The 17,333-nt window shown below is 56.8% G+C and carries 31 protein-coding genes; all 31 read right to left on the bottom strand.

From position 1 onward, the window contains the following. Positions 1 to 44 precede the first annotated feature (44 nt). The gene (gene bfr, locus QN085_RS02610) at positions 45 to 509 is read right to left on the bottom strand and encodes a bacterioferritin (RefSeq protein ID WP_003257116.1); all 465 of its coding nucleotides are present in this window, start codon (positions 507 to 509) and stop codon (positions 45 to 47) included. 163 nt (positions 510 to 672) lie between these two features. Beyond that, on the bottom strand, positions 673 to 2,112 hold the full coding sequence (locus QN085_RS02605) for a catalase (RefSeq protein WP_013970641.1): 1,440 nt from the start codon (positions 2,110 to 2,112) through the stop codon (positions 673 to 675). A 171-nt stretch (positions 2,113 to 2,283) separates the two neighbouring features. Continuing rightward, entirely contained in the window at positions 2,284 to 2,670 is a 387-nt protein-coding gene (gene rplQ / locus QN085_RS02600; RefSeq protein WP_003255451.1) for a 50S ribosomal protein L17, read from the bottom strand. A gap of 42 nt (positions 2,671 to 2,712) precedes the next feature. Next, entirely contained in the window at positions 2,713 to 3,714 is a 1,002-nt protein-coding gene (locus QN085_RS02595; RefSeq protein ID WP_003255452.1) for a DNA-directed RNA polymerase subunit alpha, read from the bottom strand. A 22-nt stretch (positions 3,715 to 3,736) separates the two neighbouring features. After that, on the bottom strand, positions 3,737 to 4,357 hold the full coding sequence (gene rpsD / locus QN085_RS02590) for a 30S ribosomal protein S4 (RefSeq protein ID WP_003257114.1): 621 nt from the start codon (positions 4,355 to 4,357) through the stop codon (positions 3,737 to 3,739). Between the two features lie 15 nt (positions 4,358 to 4,372). Next, positions 4,373 to 4,762: a 30S ribosomal protein S11 gene (gene rpsK, locus QN085_RS02585; protein WP_003255454.1), complete on the bottom strand. Its 390-nt coding sequence runs from the start codon at positions 4,760 to 4,762 to the stop codon at positions 4,373 to 4,375. An 18-nt stretch (positions 4,763 to 4,780) separates the two neighbouring features. Beyond that, positions 4,781 to 5,137: a 30S ribosomal protein S13 gene (gene rpsM, locus QN085_RS02580; RefSeq protein WP_003257112.1), complete on the bottom strand. Its 357-nt coding sequence runs from the start codon at positions 5,135 to 5,137 to the stop codon at positions 4,781 to 4,783. 131 nt (positions 5,138 to 5,268) lie between these two features. Further along, positions 5,269 to 5,385 (bottom strand): 50S ribosomal protein L36, encoded by a 117-nt coding sequence (gene rpmJ, locus QN085_RS02575; protein WP_002555468.1) that lies wholly within the window; start codon positions 5,383 to 5,385, stop codon positions 5,269 to 5,271. Positions 5,386 to 5,413: 28 nt separating this feature from the next. Continuing rightward, entirely contained in the window at positions 5,414 to 6,745 is a 1,332-nt protein-coding gene (secY, locus tag QN085_RS02570) for a preprotein translocase subunit SecY (RefSeq protein ID WP_003257108.1), read from the bottom strand. After that, positions 6,746 to 7,180, bottom strand: coding sequence for a 50S ribosomal protein L15 (gene rplO / locus QN085_RS02565; protein ID WP_003257107.1), 435 nt, complete (start codon positions 7,178 to 7,180; stop codon positions 6,746 to 6,748). It lies immediately after the preceding gene. 3 nt (positions 7,181 to 7,183) lie between these two features. Continuing rightward, positions 7,184 to 7,360, bottom strand: a complete 177-nt coding sequence (gene rpmD, locus QN085_RS02560) for a 50S ribosomal protein L30 (RefSeq protein ID WP_003255463.1) — start codon at positions 7,358 to 7,360, stop codon at positions 7,184 to 7,186. A 2-nt stretch (positions 7,361 to 7,362) separates the two neighbouring features. Beyond that, positions 7,363 to 7,863 (bottom strand): 30S ribosomal protein S5, encoded by a 501-nt coding sequence (gene rpsE / locus QN085_RS02555; protein WP_003255465.1) that lies wholly within the window; start codon positions 7,861 to 7,863, stop codon positions 7,363 to 7,365. A 3-nt stretch (positions 7,864 to 7,866) separates the two neighbouring features. Next, positions 7,867 to 8,217 (bottom strand): 50S ribosomal protein L18, encoded by a 351-nt coding sequence (gene rplR / locus QN085_RS02550; protein ID WP_009397496.1) that lies wholly within the window; start codon positions 8,215 to 8,217, stop codon positions 7,867 to 7,869. Positions 8,218 to 8,227: 10 nt separating this feature from the next. Beyond that, positions 8,228 to 8,761 carry a 50S ribosomal protein L6 gene (gene rplF / locus QN085_RS02545; protein WP_009681972.1) on the bottom strand — a complete coding sequence of 178 codons (534 nt, stop codon included), beginning with the start codon at positions 8,759 to 8,761 and terminating at the stop codon, positions 8,228 to 8,230. Between the two features lie 12 nt (positions 8,762 to 8,773). Beyond that, positions 8,774 to 9,166, bottom strand: coding sequence for a 30S ribosomal protein S8 (gene rpsH / locus QN085_RS02540; RefSeq protein ID WP_009681971.1), 393 nt, complete (start codon positions 9,164 to 9,166; stop codon positions 8,774 to 8,776). A gap of 209 nt (positions 9,167 to 9,375) precedes the next feature. Beyond that, on the bottom strand, positions 9,376 to 9,681 hold the full coding sequence (rpsN, locus tag QN085_RS02535) for a 30S ribosomal protein S14 (protein WP_013970638.1): 306 nt from the start codon (positions 9,679 to 9,681) through the stop codon (positions 9,376 to 9,378). 13 nt (positions 9,682 to 9,694) lie between these two features. Then, positions 9,695 to 10,234, bottom strand: a complete 540-nt coding sequence (rplE, locus tag QN085_RS02530) for a 50S ribosomal protein L5 (RefSeq protein WP_003257095.1) — start codon at positions 10,232 to 10,234, stop codon at positions 9,695 to 9,697. 20 nt (positions 10,235 to 10,254) lie between these two features. After that, positions 10,255 to 10,569 carry a 50S ribosomal protein L24 gene (rplX, locus tag QN085_RS02525; RefSeq protein WP_013970637.1) on the bottom strand — a complete coding sequence of 105 codons (315 nt, stop codon included), beginning with the start codon at positions 10,567 to 10,569 and terminating at the stop codon, positions 10,255 to 10,257. 11 nt (positions 10,570 to 10,580) lie between these two features. Further along, complete coding sequence (rplN, locus tag QN085_RS02520) at positions 10,581 to 10,949, bottom strand: 50S ribosomal protein L14 (protein ID WP_002555479.1); 369 nt, start codon at positions 10,947 to 10,949, stop codon at positions 10,581 to 10,583. 23 nt (positions 10,950 to 10,972) lie between these two features. After that, positions 10,973 to 11,239 (bottom strand): 30S ribosomal protein S17, encoded by a 267-nt coding sequence (gene rpsQ / locus QN085_RS02515; protein ID WP_003255478.1) that lies wholly within the window; start codon positions 11,237 to 11,239, stop codon positions 10,973 to 10,975. A 2-nt stretch (positions 11,240 to 11,241) separates the two neighbouring features. Then, positions 11,242 to 11,433: a 50S ribosomal protein L29 gene (gene rpmC, locus QN085_RS02510; RefSeq protein WP_002555481.1), complete on the bottom strand. Its 192-nt coding sequence runs from the start codon at positions 11,431 to 11,433 to the stop codon at positions 11,242 to 11,244. Continuing rightward, positions 11,433 to 11,846 (bottom strand): 50S ribosomal protein L16, encoded by a 414-nt coding sequence (gene rplP, locus QN085_RS02505; RefSeq protein ID WP_003255479.1) that lies wholly within the window; start codon positions 11,844 to 11,846, stop codon positions 11,433 to 11,435. The genes rpmC and rplP overlap by 1 nt, the downstream gene beginning before the upstream one ends. Positions 11,847 to 11,858: 12 nt before the next feature. Further along, positions 11,859 to 12,545, bottom strand: a complete 687-nt coding sequence (rpsC, locus tag QN085_RS02500) for a 30S ribosomal protein S3 (protein WP_003255481.1) — start codon at positions 12,543 to 12,545, stop codon at positions 11,859 to 11,861. A gap of 13 nt (positions 12,546 to 12,558) precedes the next feature. Continuing rightward, complete coding sequence (gene rplV, locus QN085_RS02495) at positions 12,559 to 12,891, bottom strand: 50S ribosomal protein L22 (protein ID WP_003103908.1); 333 nt, start codon at positions 12,889 to 12,891, stop codon at positions 12,559 to 12,561. 11 nt (positions 12,892 to 12,902) lie between these two features. After that, the gene (rpsS, locus tag QN085_RS02490; RefSeq protein ID WP_003255482.1) at positions 12,903 to 13,178 is read right to left on the bottom strand and encodes a 30S ribosomal protein S19; all 276 of its coding nucleotides are present in this window, start codon (positions 13,176 to 13,178) and stop codon (positions 12,903 to 12,905) included. 16 nt (positions 13,179 to 13,194) lie between these two features. Then, on the bottom strand, positions 13,195 to 14,019 hold the full coding sequence (gene rplB / locus QN085_RS02485; RefSeq protein WP_015268750.1) for a 50S ribosomal protein L2: 825 nt from the start codon (positions 14,017 to 14,019) through the stop codon (positions 13,195 to 13,197). Positions 14,020 to 14,033: 14 nt separating this feature from the next. Next, the gene (gene rplW, locus QN085_RS02480; RefSeq protein ID WP_003255484.1) at positions 14,034 to 14,333 is read right to left on the bottom strand and encodes a 50S ribosomal protein L23; all 300 of its coding nucleotides are present in this window, start codon (positions 14,331 to 14,333) and stop codon (positions 14,034 to 14,036) included. Continuing rightward, positions 14,330 to 14,932 carry a 50S ribosomal protein L4 gene (gene rplD / locus QN085_RS02475; RefSeq protein ID WP_008089819.1) on the bottom strand — a complete coding sequence of 201 codons (603 nt, stop codon included), beginning with the start codon at positions 14,930 to 14,932 and terminating at the stop codon, positions 14,330 to 14,332. Before rplD ends, rplW begins: the two co-directional genes overlap by 4 nt. Positions 14,933 to 14,944: 12 nt before the next feature. Further along, positions 14,945 to 15,580 carry a 50S ribosomal protein L3 gene (rplC, locus tag QN085_RS02470; protein ID WP_003257089.1) on the bottom strand — a complete coding sequence of 212 codons (636 nt, stop codon included), beginning with the start codon at positions 15,578 to 15,580 and terminating at the stop codon, positions 14,945 to 14,947. Between the two features lie 80 nt (positions 15,581 to 15,660). Beyond that, on the bottom strand, positions 15,661 to 15,972 hold the full coding sequence (gene rpsJ / locus QN085_RS02465; protein WP_003186070.1) for a 30S ribosomal protein S10: 312 nt from the start codon (positions 15,970 to 15,972) through the stop codon (positions 15,661 to 15,663). Positions 15,973 to 16,113: 141 nt separating this feature from the next. Then, positions 16,114 to 17,307, bottom strand: a complete 1,194-nt coding sequence (gene tuf, locus QN085_RS02460) for an elongation factor Tu (RefSeq protein WP_013970634.1) — start codon at positions 17,305 to 17,307, stop codon at positions 16,114 to 16,116. Positions 17,308 to 17,333: the final 26 nt, after the last annotated feature.

The raw sequence follows: 17,333 nt of genomic DNA, 5'->3' as shown, positions 1-17,333 counted from the left end.
AGCGGCCTTTTGTCGCGATAGGGCTGCAGAGCAGCCCCAGCCTTTTACATCTGCGACTGCAGGTAATTCTCGAGGCCAATGGCCTTGATCAGCCCCTGCTGCTTCTCCAGCCAGTAGGTGTGATCTTCTTCGGTATCAGCCAACTGAGCGCGCAGGATGTCGCGGCTGATGTAGTCCTTGTGCAATTCGCACAGTTCGATGCCTTTGCACAGCGCGCCGCGTACCTTGTACTCGAGCTTGAGGTCGGCCTCGATCATTTCCGGCACGGTGCTGCCCACTTCCAGGTCGTCCGCGCGCATGTCAGGGGTGCCTTCGAGCATGAGGATGCGACGCATCAGGGCATCGGCGTGCTGCGTCTCTTCTTCCATTTCGTGGTTGATGCGCTCGTAGAGCTTGGACAGGCCCCAGTCTTCGTACATACGCGAGTGAATGAAGTACTGGTCGCGAGCCGCCAGTTCGCCCTTCAGCAGCGTAACGAGGTAGTTGATTACGTCCGGGTGACCTTGCATCGCCCTGTTTCTCCATGTGAAAACGTCTATGCCACACAGTGTGAACCAGCTTTTGCCTGCGGTCACTGAAAACCGCGCAATTAGAAGCAAAAAATCGGTTAAACAGTAGTGATATTCATTGAAAAACCGCCCAAATGAGGGCGGTTCTTCTTATCACTTCGACTTAGGCGAGATTGACGCCCAAGGCCTTGGCAACCCCTTCGCCGTAGGCCGGATCGGCCTTGAAGAAGTATTGCAGCTGACGCTGGATCACGTCTTCGCTGACGCCTGCCATGGTGCCGGCTATGTTGTTTATCAGCAGGGCTTTCTGCTCATCGCTCATCAGGCGGAACAGCGCGCCGGCGTGGCTGTAGTAGTCGGTATCCTCGCGGTGGTCGTAGCGATCTGCCGAACCATTCAGGGCCAGTGCAGGCTCGGCGTGGCCTGGTGACTGCTTCGGTGCATCGCTGTAGCTGTTGGGCTCATAGTTCGGCGCGCTGCCGTAACTGCCAGCGGCCATGGAACCATCACGCTGGTAGCTGTTGACCGGGCAGCGTGGTGCGTTCACCGGCAGCTGCTGGTGGTTGGTACCCACCCGGTAGCGATGCGCGTCGGCGTAGGCGAATACCCGCCCTTGCAGCATGCGGTCCGGCGACAGGCCAACACCCGGCACCATGTTGCTCGGGCCAAACGCAGCCTGCTCGACCTCGGCAAAGTAGTTGAGCGGGTTACGGTTGAGCTCCAGCACGCCCACTTCAATCAGCGGGTAGTCCTTCTGCGACCAGGTCTTGGTAACGTCGAAGGGGTTTTCGTCGCGGCTGGCAGCCTCGGCTTCGCTCATCACCTGGATGCATACGGTCCAGCGTGGGTAATCGCCCCGCTCGATGGCTTCGAACAGGTCGCGCTGGGCGTAGTCTGGGTCAGTACCTGCCAGGCGCGCAGCATCTGCCGGTGCGAGGTTCTTGATGCCTTGCTGGGTCTTGAAGTGCCATTTGACCCAGGTGCGTTCACCCTTGGCATTGATCAGGCTGTAGGTATGGCTACCGAAGCCGTGCATGTGGCGGTAGCCGTCCGGAATGCCGCGATCGGAGAACAGAATGGTGACCTGATGCAGCGCCTCGGGAGAGTGTGACCAGAAGTCCCACATCATCTGAGCGTTCTTCAGGTTGGATTGTGGGTGACGCTTCTGGGTGTGGATAAAGTCCGGAAACTTCAGTGGGTCGCGGATGAAGAACACCGGCGTGTTGTTGCCGACGATGTCCCAATTGCCTTCCTCGGTGTAGAACTTGACGGCAAAACCACGGGGATCGCGCTCGGTATCAGCGGAGCCACGCTCACCACCAACGGTGGAGAAGCGCAGGAAGGTTTCGGTCTGCTTGCCAACCTGTTCAAACAACTTGGCACTGGTGTAATCGGTGATATCGCGGGTGACGGTAAAGGTGCCGTAGGCGCCCGAGCCTTTTGCGTGTACGCGGCGCTCAGGAATGTTCTCGCGGTTGAAGTGGGCGAGCTTCTCGATCAGGTGGAAGTCATCGAGCAGCAGCGGGCCGCGCGGGCCGGCGGAACGGGAATTCTGGTTGTCTGCTACAGGTGCACCGCTGGCGGTGGTGAGAATCTTGCTCATGGGCTCTCCTTATCGGTCTTCAAGCGCCGGCTAATCGGCTCTGGGAGAGTATTGACGAGCAAGGTTACAAGAACAAATGCATTACATGACTTGAATCAATAGAAATAAACAATACATCTTAAAACAAAAAACCGGGCACTAGGCCCGGTTCTTTGTAGCAGACAGAACGTCTTACTCAGCAGCTTCTACAGCACCGCCGACCGGACGATCAACCAGCTCGACGTACGCCATAGGAGCGTTGTCGCCAGCGCGGAAACCGCACTTCAGGATGCGCAGGTAGCCGCCCTGACGGGTGGCGTAACGCTTGCCCAGGTCGTTGAACAGCTTGCCAACAGCGGACTTCGAACGGGTACGATCGAAGGCCAGACGGCGGTTAGCTACGCTGTCTTCCTTGGCCAGGGTGATCAGCGGCTCGGCAACGCGGCGCAGTTCCTTGGCTTTCGGCAGGGTGGTTTTGATCAGCTCGTGCTCGATCAGCGACACTGCCATGTTCTGGAACATAGCCTTGCGGTGAGAGCTGGTACGGCTCAGGTGACGTCCACTTTTACGATGACGCATGATTCATTCCTTACCAAACACTACGTTCGGTGATTACGACGATCAGGCGGTCGCCTTGTCGTCTTTCTTAAGACTTGCAGGCGGCCAGTTGTCGAGGCGCATGCCGAGAGACAGACCACGAGAGGCCAGGACGTCCTTGATTTCAGTCAGGGACTTCTTGCCCAGGTTAGGAGTCTTCAACAGCTCTACTTCGGTACGCTGAATCAGGTCGCCGATGTAGTAGATGTTCTCCGCCTTGAGGCAGTTGGCCGAACGTACAGTCAGTTCCAGGTCGTCAACCGGACGCAGCAGGATCGGATCGATCTCGTCTTCCTGCTCGACTACGACAGGCTCGCTGTCACCTTTGAGGTCGACGAACGCGGCCAGCTGCTGTTGCAGGATGGTCGCAGCGCGGCGGATAGCCTCTTCAGGATCCAGGGTGCCGTTGGTTTCCAGATCAATGACCAGCTTGTCCAGGTTGGTACGCTGTTCAACACGGGCGTTCTCGACCACATAGGCGATACGACGCACCGGGCTGAACGAAGCGTCCAACTGCAGACGGCCAATGCTACGGCTTTCGTCTTCGTCGGTTTGACGGGAGTCGGCCGGCTCGTAACCACGACCACGAGCTACAGTGAGCTTCATGTTCAGGGCGCCGTTCGACGCCAGGTTCGCGATTACGTGATCGGGGTTGACGATCTCGACATCGTGATCCAGCTGAATATCGGCAGCGGTAACCACCCCCGAACCCTTTTTCGACAAGGTCAGCGTAACTTCGTCACGACCGTGCAGTTTGATAGCCAGGCCTTTCAGGTTCAACAGGATTTCAATGACGTCTTCCTGAACACCTTCGATCGCGGAGTACTCGTGGAGTACGCCGTCGATCTCGGCCTCGACTACTGCACAGCCAGGCATGGAGGACAACAGGATGCGGCGCAGCGCGTTGCCCAGGGTATGGCCGAAACCACGCTCGAGAGGCTCGAGCGTAATCTTGGCGCGGGTCGGACTGACTACCTGCACATCAATGTGGCGGGGAGTCAGGAACTCATTTACCGAAATCTGCATGGATGCACCTATTTTCTAGCCCTTACTTGGAGTAGAGCTCGACAATCAGGTTCTCGTTGATGTCGGCAGACAGGTCGCTGCGAGCAGGAACGTTCTTGAAAACGCCCGACTTTTTAGCAGCATCCACGTCAACCCACTCAACGCGGCCACGCTGGGCGCACAGTTCAAGGGCTTGAACAATGCGCAGCTGGTTCAGCGACTTCTCGCGAACCGCGACCACGTCACCCGGACGAACTTGGTAGGATGGAATGTTTACAGTCTTACCGTTGACGCTGATCGCTTTGTGCGAAACCAGCTGACGGGACTCGGAACGAGTCGAGCCGAAGCCCATACGGTAGACGACGTTATCCAGACGGCACTCGAGCAGTTGCAGCAGGTTCTCACCGGTTGCGCCTTTTTTCGAGGCTGCAGCCTGGTAGTAACCGCGGAACTGACGCTCCAGAACACCGTAGATACGACGAACTTTTTGCTTCTCGCGCAGCTGGGTACCGTAGTCGGACTGACGGCCACGGCGCTGGCCGTGGATACCTGGGGCTGCTTCGATGTTGCACTTCGATTCCAGAGCGCGAACGCCGCTCTTCAGGAACAGGTCAGTGCCTTCACGACGAGACAGTTTGCATTTTGGACCAATGTAACGTGCCATTTATCTGTCTCCTGATTACACGCGACGCTTCTTCGGCGGACGGCACCCGTTGTGCGGGATTGGCGTCACGTCGGTGATGCTGGCGATCTTGTAGCCGCAGCTGTTCAGTGCACGAACGGCGGACTCACGACCTGGACCTGGACCCTTGACGTTTACGTCGAGGTTCTTCAGACCGTATTCCAGCGCAGCTTGACCAGCACGCTCAGCAGCGATCTGGGCTGCGAACGGGGTGGATTTGCGCGAACCACGGAAACCCGAACCACCGGAGGTCGCCCAGGACAAAGCGTTGCCCTGACGGTCGGTGATGGTCACGATGGTGTTGTTGAAAGAGGCATGGATGTGGGCGATGCCATCAACCACTGTCTTTTTGACTTTCTTACGAGGACGAGCAGCAGGTTTTGCCATGTCTATATTCCTGGGCGATTACTTGCGGATCGGCTTACGCGGGCCCTTACGGGTGCGTGCGTTGGTCTTGGTGCGCTGACCGCGAACCGGCAGACCTTTACGATGACGCAGGCCGCGATAGCAACCCAGGTCCATCAAGCGCTTGATCTTCATGTTGATGTCACGACGCAGGTCACCTTCGGTGGTGAACTTCGCGACTTCGCCACGCAGGGTTTCGATTTGCTCGTCGCTCAGATCCTTGATCTTAGCGGCTGGGTTTACACCAGCGTCTGCACAGATCTTCTGTGCAGTAGTGCGACCGACACCATAGATGTAGGTCAGCGAGATAACAGCATGCTTGTTATCTGGAATGTTGACGCCTGCAATACGGGCCATTCAGTGGGACTCCAATTGACAGCTACCTACGCCCCGGAAGCCAAGAAATAGGGCGCGAGATAATATCGCTGTAGAAACGAATAATCAACCCAGCAGCACACTAGCTGCTGGGTTTGAAGCGCAGATCACACTCAGCCTTGGCGCTGTTTGTGACGCGGTTCCGCGCTGCAGATCACTCGTACGACGCCTTCGCGACGGATGATCTTGCAGTTACGGCACAGCTTTTTCACCGATGCACGAACTTTCATTACCGACTCCTCGAACCTTAGGGGCGTATCAGCGCAGCAGACCGCTGCCACCGTAGCCTTTCAGGTTGGCTTTCTTCATCAGGGATTCGTACTGGTGCGAAACGAGGTGCGATTGTACTTGGGACATGAAGTCCATCACAACCACTACCACAATCAGCAACGAGGTCCCGCCAAGGTAGAACGGCACATTTGCTGCCACCACCAGGAACTGGGGCAGAAGGCAGACGGCCATCATGTAAAGAGCACCGAACATGGTCAGACGGGTCAGAACGCCATCAATGTAGCGTGCCGACTGCTCACCAGGACGGATACCCGGAATAAAGGCACCGGACTTCTTCAGGTTTTCCGCTACGTCTTTCGGGTTGAACATCAGCGCTGTGTAGAAGAAGCAGAAGAAAATGATCCCTGCACTAAACAGCAGAATGTTCAACGGCTGACCAGGAGCGATCGACTGCGAGATGTCCTGCAGCCAGCCCATACCTTCGGACTGACCGAACCAGGCACCCAGCGAAGCCGGGAACAGCAGAATGCTGCTCGCGAAAATGGCCGGGATAACCCCCGCCATGTTCACCTTCAGCGGCAAGTGGCTGGTCTGCGCAGCGAAGACCTTGCGGCCCTGCTGACGCTTGGCGTAGTGAACGGCGATACGACGCTGACCACGCTCAATGAACACCACAAAACCGATAATCGCTACTGCCAGCAAACCGATAGCGACCAGGGCGAAAATGTTGATATCGCCTGTGCGCGCAGACTCGAAAGACTGCCCGATTGCTCTCGGAAGACCGGCAACGATACCCGCGAAGATCAACATCGAGATACCGTTGCCCACACCGCGCTCGGTGATCTGCTCGCCCAGCCACATCATGAACATCGCGCCTGCCACGAAGGTGGAGACGGCAACGACATGGAAGCCCAGGCCTACAGAAAACGCCACGCCCTGGTTGGCCAGGCCAATGGACATGCCAATGGCTTGAACCAGTGCCAGGATAACGGTGCCGTAGCGGGTGTACTGGCTGATCTTGCGACGGCCAGCTTCACCTTCCTTCTTCAACTGTTCCAGTTGCGGGCTGACCGCCGTCATCAGCTGCATGATGATCGATGCCGAGATGTACGGCATGATCCCCAGTGCAAAGATGCTCATGCGCTCAAGCGCGCCACCGGAAAACATGTTGAACAAGCTAAGAATGGTCCCCTCATTCTGCCGAAACAGATCCGCCAGACGGTCTGGATTGATGCCAGGAACCGGGATATGCGCACCTATCCGATAGACGATGATCGCCATGAACAGAAAGCGCAGACGAGCCCAGAGTTCCGACATCCCGCCCTTACCGAGCGAAGAGAGAGCACCTTGCTTAGCCATTTATTCCTCGAACTTGCCGCCAGCTGCTTCGATAGCCGCACGCGCACCCTTGGTGGCTGCGATACCCTTGATGGTGACTGCGCGAGTGACTTCGCCAGACAGCATGATTTTCACGCGCTGTACGTTCTGGCCGATCACGTTGGCATCCTTCAGGGATTGCACGGAGATCACGTCGCCTTCCACCTTGGCCAGCTCGGACAGACGCACTTCGGCGCGATCCATGGCTTTCAGGGAAACGAAGCCGAACTTCGGCAGACGACGGTGCAGCGGCTGTTGACCGCCTTCGAAGCCAGGAGCGATCGAACCACCCGAACGGGAAGTCTGACCTTTGTGGCCACGGCCGCCGGTCTTACCCAGACCGCTACCGATACCACGACCTGGACGATGCTTCTCGCGACGGGAACCCGGCGCTGGACTCAGATCATTGAGTTTCATCGATTAACCCTCGACCTTCAGCATGTAGTAAGCCTTGTTGATCATCCCGCGGTTTTCGGGAGTATCCTGGACTTCTACAGTGTGACCGATGCGACGCAGACCCAGGCCCTTAACGCACAGCTTGTGGTTAGGCAGACGGCCCGAGACGCTCTTGATCAGCGTTACTTTTACGGTTGCCATGATCAGAAGATCTCCTCGACGCTCTTGCCGCGCTTGGCAGCAATGGATTCAGGAGATTGCATGGCTTTCAGACCCTTGAAGGTGGCGTAAACCACGTTCACTGGGTTGGTCGAACCGTAGCACTTGGCCAGAACGTTCTGAACACCAGCAACTTCCAGGACAGCACGCATTGCGCCACCGGCGATGATACCGGTACCTTCCGAGGCAGGCTGCATGTAAACCTTCGAGGCGCCGTGGGCAGCCTTGGTGGCGTACTGCAGGGTGGTGCCCTTCAGGTCAACCTGGATCATGTTGCGGCGAGCAGCTTCCATGGCTTTCTGGATCGCGGCAGGTACTTCGCGCGATTTGCCACGGCCGAAGCCAACACGGCCTTTACCATCACCTACCACGGTCAGCGCGGTGAAGGTGAAGATACGGCCGCCTTTTACGGTTTTGGCAACGCGGTTAACTTGAACCAGCTTCTCGATGTAGCCTTCGTCGCGCTTTTGATCGTTATTTGCCATAACTTAGAACTCCAGCCCGCCTTCACGAGCAGCATCGGCCAGCGCTTTGACGCGGCCATGGTACTTGAAGCCGGAACGGTCAAAGGCAACTTGAGATACACCGGCGGCTTTCGCACGCTCAGCTACCAGCTTGCCAACCTTAGTGGCCGCGTCGATGTTGCCAGTGGCGCCATCACGCAGTTCTTTGTCCAAGGTCGAGGCGCTTGCCAGAACCTTGCTGCCGTCGGCCGAAATGACCTGGGCGTAGATGTGCTGCGAGGAGCGGAACACGCACAGGCGCACGACTTCGAGTTCGTGCATCTTGAGACGTGCTTTGCGAGCGCGACGCAGTCGAGTAACTTTTTTGTCGGTCATTTGCTAGGCCCTACTTCTTCTTGGCTTCTTTACGACGGACTACTTCGTCCGCGTAACGCACACCCTTGCCTTTGTAAGGCTCTGGCGGACGGAAGTCGCGGATTTCAGCGGCCACCTGACCCACCAGCTGCTTGTCGATACCCTTGATCAGGATGTCGGTCTGGCTTGGGGTTTCAGCGGTGATACCGGCTGGCAGTTCGTAGTCCACTGGGTGCGAGAAGCCCAGGGCCAGGTTCAGGACGGTGCCCTTGGCCTGTGCCTTGTAACCAACACCGACCAGCTGGAGCTTGCGCTCGAAGCCTTGGCTTACGCCCTGGACCATGTTGTTCACCAGAGCGCGGGTGGTACCGGCCATGGCGCGAGCTTGCTGGTCACCGTTACGAGCGACGAAACGCAGCTCGCCAGACTCTTCGGTAACTTCAACAGACGAGTGAACGTTCAGTTCGAGAGTGCCTTTGGCACCCTTCACCGAAAGCTGCTGGCCGGCGAATTTGACTTCGACGCCTGCTGGCAGCTTAACGGGGTTCTTAGCGACGCGAGACATGCCTATCTCCCCTTAGAACACTGTGCACAGAACTTCGCCGCCGACACCGGCAGCGCGCGCAGCGCGATCAGTCATCACACCTTTGTTGGTGGAGACGATAGACACGCCCAGACCGCCACGTACTTTCGGCAGTTCTGCGACGGACTTGTACTGGCGCAGGCCTGGACGGCTGGAGCGCTTCAGTTCCTCGATGACCGGACGGCCTTCGAAGTACTTCAGTTCGATCGACAGGGAAGGCTTGGCCTCACCAGTTACCTGGTAGCCGGCGATGTAACCTTCGTCTTTCAGAACTTTGGCAACCGCGACCTTCAGGGTGGAGGAAGGCATGCTTACGACGGACTTTTCAGCCATCTGGGCATTACGGATGCGAGTTAGCATGTCCGCTAACGGGTCCTGCATACTCATGGGCTAGATGCTCCTGATACAAGAATTATTAGCCTTGCGGCTATCACAACCACCCGAGCGGACAGGGCAAAAAACCCAGGCTCAGGTGAGCCGGTCATTCTAGACACAAGGTAGAAACGAAACAAGCCCCATATAGGGGCTTGTTTGTTGGCGAGGTCACCGGCGGTCGGAAGATTGCTCCCCTTCCGCCGGGATCCAGCCTGCAGCGATTACCAGGAGGCCTTGACCAGACCTGGTACGTCACCGCGCATTGCAGCTTGACGCAGCATGTTACGGCCCAGGCCGAACTTACGGTATACACCGTGAGGACGACCGGTCAGGCGGCAACGGTTGCGCAGACGCGAAGCGCTGGCATCACGTGGCTGCTTCTGCAGGGCGACAACGGCAGCGAAACGCTCTTCAGGAGAGGCGTTCAGGTTGACGATGGTCGCTTTCAGCTCGGCACGCTTCTTGGCGTACTTGGCTACCGTGAGCTGACGCTTCAGCTCGCGGTTTTTCATGCTCTTCTTGGCCATTTTCCTACTCCAATCAGTTGCGGAACGGGAACTTGAAAGCACGCAGCAGAGCGCGGCCTTCGTCGTCCGAACGAGCAGTGGTGGTCAGGGTGATGTCCAAACCGCGCAGAGCATCGATCTTGTCGTAGTCGATTTCCGGGAAGATGATCTGCTCTTTCACGCCCATGCTGTAGTTGCCACGGCCATCGAAGGACTTGGCATTCAGGCCGCGGAAGTCGCGAACCCGAGGCAGGGAGATCGCCAGCAGGCGGTCCAGGAATTCGTACATCTTGTCGCGACGCAGGGTCACCTTGACACCGATCGGCCAGCCTTCACGGACTTTGAAGCCCGCGATGGATTTACGAGCGAAAGTCACTACCGGCTTTTGACCGGTGATCTTTTCCAGGTCGGCAACAGCGTGCTCGATGACTTTCTTGTCGCCGATCGCTTCGCCCAGACCCATGTTCAGGGTGATCTTGGTAACGCGCGGAACTTCCATCACGTTCGACAGCTTAAGTTCTTCCTTAAGCTTAGGAGCGATTTCGTTCCGGTAAATCTCTTTCAGTCGTGCCATGGTCTTCTACCTAGCAGTGTTCAAGCATCAACCGCTTTTTGGGTCGACTTGAAGACACGAATTTTTTTACCGTCTTCTACTTTGAAACCAACGCGGTCAGCCTTGTTGGTTTCGCCGTTGAAGATGGCAACGTTGGAAGCGTGCAGAGGCGCTTCTTTTTCGACGATACCGCCCTGTACGCCCGCCATCGGGTTAGGCTTGGTATGACGCTTGACCAGGTTCACACCACCAACAACCAGACGGTTGTCAGCCAGAACCTTCAGCACCTTACCGCGCTTACCTTTGTCTTTGCCGGCGATCACGATGATCTCGTCGTCACGACGAATCTTTTGCATGTCGGATCTCCTTACAGCACTTCAGGGGCGAGCGAGACGATCTTCATGAACTTCTCAGTACGAAGTTCACGGGTCACTGGCCCGAAGATGCGAGTGCCGATCGGCTCTTGCTTGTTGTTCAGCAGAACAGCAGCGTTGCCGTCGAAACGAATGATGGAACCGTCAGCGCGACGAACACCGTGACGGGTGCGCACGACAACAGCAGTCATCACTTGGCCTTTCTTGACCTTACCGCGCGGAATTGCTTCCTTGACGGTTACTTTGATGATGTCACCGATGCCGGCGTAACGGCGGTGCGAACCGCCGAGTACCTTGATGCACATGACGCGACGAGCGCCGCTGTTATCGGCCACATCGAGCATGGATTGAGTCTGAATCATAAAATTTCTCCGACCCCTAGCCCTTAGACTTCAACAGCGCGTTCGAGGACTTCAACCAGTGCCCAGGACTTGGTCTTGGCCAGCGGACGGGTTTCACGGATGGAAACCTTGTCGCCGATCTTGCACTGGTTGGCTTCGTCGTGCGCGTGCAGCTTAGTCGAACGCTTAACGTATTTACCGTAGATCGGGTGCTTTACGCGACGCTCGATCAGAACGGTGATGGTCTTGTCCATTTTGTCGCTGACGACACGGCCAGTCAGCGTACGGACGGTTTTTTCAGCTTCAGCCATGATCACTTACCTGCCTGCTGGTTGAGCACAGTTTTCACGCGAGCGATGTCACGCTTAACTTGCGAGAGCAGGTGCGACTGCCCCAACTGGCCAGTTGCTTTCTGCATACGCAGATTGAACTGGTCGCGCAGCAAGCCGAGCAGTTGCTCATTCAGTTGCTGTGCCGATTTTTCACGAAGTTCATTCGCTTTCATCACATCACCGTCCGCTTAACAAAGGAGGTGGCGAGAGGCAGCTTTGCAGCAGCCAGGGCGAAAGCTTCGCGCGCCAGCTCTTCAGAAACACCCTCGATTTCATACAGGACTTTGCCTGGCTGAATCTGGGCAACCCAGTATTCCACGGAACCCTTACCTTTACCCATACGAACCTCGAGAGGCTTCTTGGAGATCGGCTTGTCCGGGAACACACGGATCCAGATCTTACCGCCACGTTTTACGTGACGGGTCAGCGCACGACGTGCGGACTCGATCTGGCGAGCGGTGAGGCGACCGCGAGCAACAGCTTTCAGGGCGAATTCGCCGAAGCTGACTTTGCTACCGCGCAGTGCCAGACCACGGTTGTGGCCAGTCATCTGCTTGCGGAATTTTGTACGCTTTGGTTGCAACATTTGGCGTACCCCTTACTTAGCAGCTTTTTTACGAGGCGCTGGTGCTTGTGGTTTCAGTTCTTCTTGGCGACCACCAATAACTTCGCCTTTGAAGATCCAAACCTTCACACCGATCACACCGTAAGTGGTGTGAGCTTCGTAGGTGTTGTAGTCGATATCGGCACGCAGGGTGTGCAGAGGCACACGACCTTCGCGATACCACTCGGTACGAGCAATCTCAGCACCGCCGAGACGACCGCTCACCTGGATCTTGATGCCCTTGGCACCAATACGCATGGCGTTCTGTACGGCGCGCTTCATGGCGCGACGGAACATTACGCGGCGTTCCAGCTGCTGAGCTACGCTCTGCGCAACCAGCATAGCGTCGAGTTCCGGCTTGCGGATCTCTTCGATGTTGATGTGCACAGGCACACCCATCTGCTTGGTCAGGTCCTGACGCAGCTTCTCGACATCTTCACCTTTCTTACCGATAACGATACCGGGACGAGCGGTGTGGATGGTGATGCGTGCAGTTTGAGCCGGACGATGAATATCGATACGGCTTACGGACGCGCTTTTTAGTTTGTCCTGGAGGTACTCACGCGTTTTCAGATCCTTCAACAGGTAATCTGCGTAAGTAGCACCGTCTGCGTACCAGACGGAGGTGTGCTCCTTGACGATTCCCAGGCGAATGCCAGTGGGATGTACTTTCTGACCCATCTGATCGACTCCGTTACTTGTCCGCAACCTTGACAGTGATATGGCAAGACCGCTTGACGATGCGATCAGCACGGCCTTTGGCACGTGGCATGATGCGCTTCAGCGAACGCCCTTCGTTGACGAAGACGGTGGAGACCTTCAGGTCATCAACGTCTGCGCCTTCGTTGTGTTCGGCGTTGGCAACGGCCGACTCGAGGACTTTCTTCATGATTTCAGCGGCTTTTTTGCTGCTGAAGGCCAACAGGTTGAGCGCTTCGCCCACCTTCTTCCCGCGGATCTGGTCGGCGACCAAGCGGGCTTTCTGGGCGGAGATGCGAGCGCCCGACAACTTAGCGGCTACTTCCATTTCCTTACCCCTTAACGCTTGGCTTTCTTGTCAGCCACGTGCCCGCGATAGGTGCGGGTACCGGCGAACTCGCCCAGTTTGTGGCCGACCATGTCTTCGTTCACCAGAACTGGGACATGTTGACGACCGTTGTGTACCGCGATGGTCAGACCGACCATTTGTGGCAGGATCATCGAACGGCGCGACCAGGTTTTAACTGGCTTGCGATCGTTCTTCTCCACCGCCACTTCGACCTTCTTCAGCAGGTGAAGATCGATAAAAGGACCTTTTTTCAGAGAACGTGGCACTGTCGTATCCCTCTAGTTACTTGCGACGACGGACGATCATGTTGTCGGTACGCTTATTACCACGGGTCTTCGCACCCTTGGTTGGGAAGCCCCATGGCGATACCGGATGACGACCACCGGAGGTACGACCTTCACCACCACCATGTGGGTGGTCAACCGGGTTCATGGCAACACCACGAACGGTTGGGCGAACGCCGCGCCAGCGTTTGGCACCAGCTTTACCCAGCGAACGCAGGCTGTGCTCGGAGTTCGAGACTTCGCCCAGGGTCGCACGGCACTCAGCCAGTACTTTACGCATCTCACCGGAACGCAGACGCAGAGTCACGTAGACGCCTTCACGAGCGATCAGCTGAGCCGAAGCACCAGCGGAACGAGCGATCTGAGCACCTTTACCCGGCTTCAGTTCGATGCCGTGAATGGTGCTACCTACTGGGATATTGCGCAGCTGCAGGGAGTTACCGGCCTTGATTGGGGCCAGGGCACCTGCGATCAGCTGGTCGCCAGCGCTCACGCCTTTAGGGGCGATGATGTAGCGACGCTCACCGTCTGCGTAGCACAGCAGGGCGATGTGAGCAGTACGGTTCGGGTCGTATTCGATACGCTCGACAGTGGCTGGAATGCCATCTTTGTCGTTGCGACGGAAGTCGACCAGACGGTAATGCTGCTTATGACCACCACCAACGTGACGAGTGGTGATGCGGCCATTGTTGTTACGACCACCAGACTTCGATTTTTTCTCGATCAGCGGTGCGTGAGGAGCGCCTTTGTGCAGCTCCTGGTTGACCACCTTGACCACGAAACGGCGGCCAGGGGAAGTCGGTTTGCATTTAACGATTGCCATGATGCACCCCTTCCTTACTCAGCACTGCTGCTGAAATCGAGATCTTGGCCTGGCTGAAGGGAGACGATCGCCTTCTTCCAGTCATTACGCTTGCCCAGACCACGTGCGGTACGCTTGGTTTTACCCAGAACGTTAACAGTCGACACGTTTTCAACTTTTACGTTGAACAGGCCTTCGACAGCTTTCTTGATTTCCAGCTTGGTTGCATCGGTAGCAACCTTGAATACGAACTGGCCTTTTTTCTCAGCCAGAACGGTAGCCTTCTCGGAAACGTGCGGGCCAAGGAGGACTTTGAATACGCGTTCCTGGTTCATCCCAGCAGCTCCTCGAATTTCTTCACGGCCGAGACAGTGATCAACACTTTCTCGTATGCGATCAGACTGACCGGGTCGGAACCTTGCACGTCACGTACATCGACGTGCGGCAGGTTGCGAGCAGCCAGGTACAGGTTCTGATCAACAGCGTCGGAAACGATCAGTACGTCGTTCAGACCCATGCCGTTCAGCTTGTTCAGCAGATCTTTGGTTTTCGGTGCTTCAACAGCGAAGTCCTGAACCACGACCAGACGGTCGCTACGCACCAGCTCAGCGAGGATGGAGCGCAGGGCTGCGCGGTACATCTTCTTGTTGAGCTTCTGCGAGTGATCTTGAGGGCGAGCTGCGAAGGTTACACCACCGCCACGCCAGATCGGACCACGAGTGGTACCAGCACGAGCACGGCCAGTACCCTTCTGACGCCATGGGCGCTTACCGCCACCAGCCACGTCGGAACGGGTCTTCTGCTGCTTGGTGCCCTGACGGCCGCCGGCCATGTAGGCCACGACTGCTTGGTGTACCAGCGTCTCGTTGAATTCGCCACCGAAAGTCAGTTCGGAAACTTCGATCGCCTGAGCGTCATTTACATTGAGTTGCATGTCAGTTTCCCCTTAACCGCGAGCCTTGACAGCTGGACGTACAACCACGTCGCCGCCAGTAGCGCCTGGAACGGCACCCTTGACCAGCAGCAGGTTGCGTTCAGCGTCTACGCGAACTACTTCCAGGGACTGAACAGTCACGCGCTCGGCGCCCATGTGACCGGACATTTTCTTGCCCTTGAACACACGACCAGGAGTCTGGCACTGGCCGATGGAACCTGGGACACGGTGCGACACGGAGTTACCGTGGGTGTTGTCCTGGCCACGGAAGTTCCAGCGCTTGATGGTACCGGCGAAGCCTTTACCTTTGGACTGACCAGTAACGTCTACCAGCTGGCCTGCAGTGAAGAGTTCAGCTTTGATCAGATCGCCAGCCTGGAAATCGCCTTCTTCAAGACGGAACTCCCAGACACCGCGACCAGCGGCAACGTTGGCCTTGGCGAAGTGGCCTGCCTGAGCGGCAGTCACGCGCGAAGCACGACGCTCGCCGACAGTGACTTGCACTGCACGGTAGCCATCGGTTTCTTCAGTTTTGAACTGGGTGACGCGATTCGGCTCGATCTCGATGACCGTGACCGGAATGGAGACACCTTCTTCGGTGAAAATGCGGGTCATACCGCACTTGCGACCGATTACACCAATAGTCATGTTGTAAACCTCATGAGTGTACGGGGCTTTCACCCGCTATGGCCGCCCATTTCAGAGCGTTACACGACCAGACCGAAGTCTTAGCCGAGGCTGATCTGTACTTCCACACCTGCCGCCAGATCAAGCTTCATCAGCGCATCAACGGTTTTATCCGTTGGCTGGACGATGTCCAGAACACGCTTATGAGTGCGGATCTCGTACTGGTCACGCGCGTCTTTGTTGACGTGCGGGGAAACCAGAACGGTGAAACGCTCTTTGCGGGTAGGCAGTGGAATTGGACCACGCACTTGTGCACCAGTACGTTTCGCGGTTTCCACGATTTCCTGGGTGGATTGGTCGATCAGGCGATGGTCGAAAGCCTTCAACCTGATACGGATTTGCTGATTTTGCATTGGATTTCAGACTCCAGGCTGTTCCCAACGGACGCACTACGCCCGCTAAAAGGAGGCGTGATTCTATAGACGCCCCCATTTAGTGTCAACCCAATAAAAAAAACCCCCGCTGAGCGGGGGTTTTTTCAATCGGTCGAGTGATTACTCGATGATTTTTGCTACGACGCCGGCGCCGACGGTACGACCGCCTTCACGGATAGCGAAGCGCAGACCGTCTTCCATTGCGATGGTCTTGATCAGGGTGACAGTCATCTGAATGTTGTCACCTGGCATTACCATTTCAACGCCTTCCGGCAGTTCGCAGTTACCGGTCACGTCAGTGGTACGGAAGTAGAACTGAGGACGGTAGCCTTTGAAGAACGGAGTGTGACGACCGCCTTCTTCCTTCGACAGAACGTAGACTTCTGCGGTGAACTTGGTGTGCGGCTTGACCGAACCTGGCTTGACCAGAACCTGGCCACGCTCAACGTCATCACGCTTGGTACCACGCAGCAGAACGCCGCAGTTCTCGCCAGCACGGCCTTCGTCCAGCAGCTTGCGGAACATTTCAACACCGGTGCAGGTGGTGGTCGAAGTGTCACGCAGACCAACGATTTCCAGCGGATCCTGAACGCGGACGATACCACGCTCGATACGACCGGTAACAACGGTACCACGACCCGAGATCGAGAATACGTCTTCGATCGGCATCAGGAACGGCTGGTCAACGGCACGAACTGGCTCAGGGATGTAGGCATCCAGAGTTTCTACCAGCTTCTTGACAGCGGTAGTACCCATTTCGTTGTCGTCTTTGCCTTCCAGGGCCATACGAGCCGAACCGATGATGATCGGGGTGTCGTCGCCTGGGAAGTCGTAGGTGGACAGCAGGTCGCGAACTTCCATCTCGACCAGTTCCAGCAGCTCGGCGTCGTCTACCAGGTCAGCCTTGTTCAGGAAGACCACGATGTAAGGAACGCCTACCTGACGGGACAGCAGGATGTGCTCACGGGTTTGCGGCATCGGACCATCGGCGGCCGAGCAAACCAGGATCGCGCCGTCCATCTGGGCAGCACCGGTGATCATGTTCTTCACGTAGTCAGCGTGACCTGGGCAGTCAACGTGAGCGTAGTGACGAATGTTCGAGTTGTACTCGACGTGAGCGGTGTTGATGGTGATACCGCGCGCTTTTTCTTCCGGAGCCGAGTCGATCTTGTCGAACTCAACGACTGCCGAACCGAAAACTTCGGAGCAGACGCGAGTCAGAGCTGCGGTCAGAGTGGTCTTACCGTGGTCAACGTGGCCGATGGTGCCGACGTTAACGTGGGGAAGGGAACGATCAAATTTTTCTTTAGCCACGACAGTGAACCTCTTGCCTAAAGGGG

Source organism: Pseudomonas sp. M2(2023) (assembly GCF_030263955.1).
In the GTDB taxonomy this organism is placed as follows: domain Bacteria; phylum Pseudomonadota; class Gammaproteobacteria; order Pseudomonadales; family Pseudomonadaceae; genus Aquipseudomonas; species Aquipseudomonas asiatica.
The sequence above is the reverse complement of the archived record's forward strand: the minus strand, read 5'-3'. Positions and strand labels throughout refer to the sequence as shown.

Bases quoted from the DNA above. Each gene is read 5' to 3' on its own strand.
- rplB (WP_015268750.1), bottom strand. From the start codon at position 14,019: ATGGCAATCGTTAAATGCAAACCGACTTCCCCTGGCCGCCGTTTCGTG.
- secY (WP_003257108.1), bottom strand. From the start codon at position 6,745: ATGGCTAAGCAAGGTGCTCTCTCTTCGCTCGGTAAGGGCGGGATGTCG.
- rpsD (WP_003257114.1), bottom strand. From the start codon at position 4,357: ATGGCACGTTACATTGGTCCAAAATGCAAACTGTCTCGTCGTGAAGGC.
- rpsJ (WP_003186070.1), bottom strand. From the start codon at position 15,972: ATGCAAAATCAGCAAATCCGTATCAGGTTGAAGGCTTTCGACCATCGC.
- rplV (WP_003103908.1), bottom strand. From the start codon at position 12,891: ATGGAAGTAGCCGCTAAGTTGTCGGGCGCTCGCATCTCCGCCCAGAAA.
- rpsE (WP_003255465.1), bottom strand. From the start codon at position 7,863: ATGGCAAATAACGATCAAAAGCGCGACGAAGGCTACATCGAGAAGCTG.
- rplP (WP_003255479.1), bottom strand. From the start codon at position 11,846: ATGTTGCAACCAAAGCGTACAAAATTCCGCAAGCAGATGACTGGCCAC.
- rpsC (WP_003255481.1), bottom strand. From the start codon at position 12,545: ATGGGTCAGAAAGTACATCCCACTGGCATTCGCCTGGGAATCGTCAAG.
- rplC (WP_003257089.1), bottom strand. From the start codon at position 15,580: ATGACTATTGGTGTAATCGGTCGCAAGTGCGGTATGACCCGCATTTTC.
- rpmC (WP_002555481.1), bottom strand. From the start codon at position 11,433: ATGAAAGCGAATGAACTTCGTGAAAAATCGGCACAGCAACTGAATGAG.
- rpsN (WP_013970638.1), bottom strand. From the start codon at position 9,681: ATGGCCAAGAAGAGCATGAAAAACCGCGAGCTGAAGCGTCAGCTCACG.
- rpsM (WP_003257112.1), bottom strand. From the start codon at position 5,137: ATGGCCCGTATTGCAGGCGTCAACATTCCAGATAACAAGCATGCTGTT.
- rpsQ (WP_003255478.1), bottom strand. From the start codon at position 11,239: ATGGCTGAAGCTGAAAAAACCGTCCGTACGCTGACTGGCCGTGTCGTC.
- rplR (WP_009397496.1), bottom strand. From the start codon at position 8,217: ATGACCGACAAAAAAGTTACTCGACTGCGTCGCGCTCGCAAAGCACGT.
- rplN (WP_002555479.1), bottom strand. From the start codon at position 10,949: ATGATTCAGACTCAATCCATGCTCGATGTGGCCGATAACAGCGGCGCT.
- rplD (WP_008089819.1), bottom strand. From the start codon at position 14,932: ATGCAACTCAATGTAAATGACGCTCAGGCGATCGAAGTTTCCGAACTG.
- QN085_RS02605 (WP_013970641.1), bottom strand. From the start codon at position 2,112: ATGAGCAAGATTCTCACCACCGCCAGCGGTGCACCTGTAGCAGACAAC.
- rpmD (WP_003255463.1), bottom strand. From the start codon at position 7,360: ATGGCAACCGTAAAAGTAACGCTGATCAAGAGCGTCTCGGGCCGTCTG.
- rplO (WP_003257107.1), bottom strand. From the start codon at position 7,180: ATGAAACTCAATGATCTGAGTCCAGCGCCGGGTTCCCGTCGCGAGAAG.
- rplW (WP_003255484.1), bottom strand. From the start codon at position 14,333: ATGAACCAGGAACGCGTATTCAAAGTCCTCCTTGGCCCGCACGTTTCC.
- QN085_RS02595 (WP_003255452.1), bottom strand. From the start codon at position 3,714: ATGCAGATTTCGGTAAATGAGTTCCTGACTCCCCGCCACATTGATGTG.
- rplF (WP_009681972.1), bottom strand. From the start codon at position 8,761: ATGTCTCGCGTCGCTAAGAACCCCGTTAAGCTGCCAGCAGGCGTCGAA.
- bfr (WP_003257116.1), bottom strand. From the start codon at position 509: ATGCAAGGTCACCCGGACGTAATCAACTACCTCGTTACGCTGCTGAAG.
- rpsH (WP_009681971.1), bottom strand. From the start codon at position 9,166: ATGAGTATGCAGGACCCGTTAGCGGACATGCTAACTCGCATCCGTAAT.
- rplX (WP_013970637.1), bottom strand. From the start codon at position 10,569: ATGCAAAAGATTCGTCGTGACGACGAGATCATCGTGATCGCCGGCAAA.
- rplE (WP_003257095.1), bottom strand. From the start codon at position 10,234: ATGGCACGACTGAAAGAGATTTACCGGAACGAAATCGCTCCTAAGCTT.
- rplQ (WP_003255451.1), bottom strand. From the start codon at position 2,670: ATGCGTCATCGTAAAAGTGGACGTCACCTGAGCCGTACCAGCTCTCAC.
- rpmJ (WP_002555468.1), bottom strand. From the start codon at position 5,385: ATGAAAGTTCGTGCATCGGTGAAAAAGCTGTGCCGTAACTGCAAGATC.
- rpsK (WP_003255454.1), bottom strand. From the start codon at position 4,762: ATGGCAAAACCTGCTGCTCGTCCTCGTAAGAAAGTCAAAAAGACAGTG.